The sequence below is a fragment of the Shewanella sp. 6_MG-2023 genome (genome assembly GCF_030547195.1).
Lineage (GTDB): Bacteria > Pseudomonadota > Gammaproteobacteria > Enterobacterales > Shewanellaceae > Shewanella.
This window is the reverse complement of sequence record NZ_JAUOQU010000079.1, coordinates 1-988: the sequence shown is the minus strand read 5'-3', so window position 1 is coordinate 988 and position 988 is coordinate 1. Positions and strand designations below refer to the sequence as shown.

General features: G+C 35.2%; 1 protein-coding gene. It reads left to right on the top strand.

The window, feature by feature from the left end; genetic code table 11:
* Positions 1 to 91: 91 nt before the first annotated feature.
* On the top strand, positions 92 to 922 hold the full coding sequence (locus tag Q4533_RS19620; RefSeq protein ID WP_303503923.1) for a PD-(D/E)XK nuclease family protein: 831 nt from the start codon (positions 92 to 94) through the stop codon (positions 920 to 922).
* Positions 923 to 988 lie beyond the last annotated feature (66 nt).

Below are 988 nucleotides of genomic sequence, written 5' to 3'. Positions count from 1 at the left end.
GCGATAACCTCCTCTCTCCGAAAGTAAAGAACAAGCCGTTACACGAGACCTTCGGCTCGTGAACTAAATCGTTATGCAACTCGAGGGATTCATGAGTACTCCAAATATATTTTCATTTGCAACAAGCGAATTATCACAAGATGCTTTTTTATGCTGGTTTTTATCTTGGGCTAAAAGTGAATACGATACGGAAGATTTAAGTCTTCATAATTGTGCAAAAAAGTTTATATCGGTAATATTCGAGAAACATTCAAAAGTCCCCCCTAGTGAAATAACGGATGTAAAAATCACAAAACAAGATAAAAATATCGATGTTTTATGTGTAATCAATAATGAATATCCGATCATTATTGAAGACAAGACTGGTACAAAGCATCATTCAGGGCAACTGAAACGTTATCTTAATGAAATTGAGAATAGAGATTATGAGATTAGTAATATATTACCAATATACTATAAAACTGAAGAGCAAAGCTGTTACTCCAAAGTATTAGAGAATGGTTATGCACTATTTCTCCGAAATGAAATGATAACTGTTTTATCAATGTATGATGGGACAAACCAAATTTTAATAGACTACCGAAACCACCTTTTGAAGATTTCAAGTAAAGTAGATAGCTATATTCATCTCCCAATATCTGATTGGGGATGGCATAGTTGGATTGGCTTTTATACTCGTTTAAAAGAAGAGTTAAAAGCTGGTAATTGGGATTATGTTGCAAATCCTAGTGGTGGGTTTCTTGGATTTTGGTGGCACTGGCATGGAGATAATAAGTGTGAACAATATTTGCAGTTAGAAGAAGGCAAGCTTTGTTTCAAAATTTGGGTAGGTGAAGGCGAAGATAAACGAGAACTTCGTTCTCGTTGGCATAGTTTAGTAAAGAACGAGTCAGTAAACTTTTCAGAACTGGCGAGACTGTAACTAATTTTGTGTAACTGCTTATCAACACGTACTCTATAGAGAGTCAAGGATAGGCAGATACTCATG

Excerpts from the sequence above, each read along its gene's own strand:
- Q4533_RS19620 (WP_303503923.1), top strand. The coding sequence starts at position 92 with ATGAGTACTCCAAATATATTTTCATTTGCAACAAGCGAATTATCACAA.